Origin of the sequence: Vibrio sp. 10N.222.49.C9 (assembly GCF_041474985.1) — a bacterium.
GTDB lineage: Bacteria > Pseudomonadota > Gammaproteobacteria > Enterobacterales > Vibrionaceae > Vibrio > Vibrio crassostreae_C.
The window spans coordinates 1-557 of record NZ_JBFRVD010000464.1 but is presented as its reverse complement, the minus strand read 5'-3'; the positions used below and the strand labels follow the sequence as shown (position 1 = coordinate 557).

At 45.2% G+C, this 557-nt stretch carries 1 protein-coding gene; it reads right to left on the bottom strand.

The window, feature by feature from the left end; all coding sequences use genetic code 11:
• The coding region (locus tag AB4585_RS24005; protein WP_372171259.1) for an MATE family efflux transporter at positions 1–557 on the bottom strand (557 nt) is incomplete at both ends.

Genomic DNA, 557 nt, shown 5'->3' with positions numbered 1-557 from the left:
AACAAAAAGACCATTAACGCAAGCACGACTGAACAACCAAAAATCGTTTTGATAAACCAATTTGCCATGTTTCGAGCTTCATCGAATTCGTCATTGCCTAAAGACTGACCAATGAGAACCGCACACGCAATTGCTACTCCAAAGAACGCTGAATAACATAAGCCTTCAAAGGGGCCGAGCATACTGAATACAGCGAGCTCTGTAGTGCCCATATGCCCAAATATCACCTGATAGGATAGGGTACCCATACCCCAAATGATGGTGTTAGCGGTTGATGGAATCGCCAATTTACGAAATGACGTTGCTAACCTTTGTGGGTTTGGCAATACCTCTGATTTAATTAACCAGTGGTTTATCTTGAACAAGGCATAAAGGATAGCGACGACTTGGAAGACCCGTGCAATCGAGGTCGCTAAAGCAGCGCCTGCAACCCCCATAGGTTCAAGGCCCATTCCACCTTTAATTAGCCAAAAATTCAGGCCAATATTCAAGAAGACCGTTGCCCCGCCTAAATACAGAGGCAGCATTGCATTGCCTGAACTGCGTAGGCTAGATTC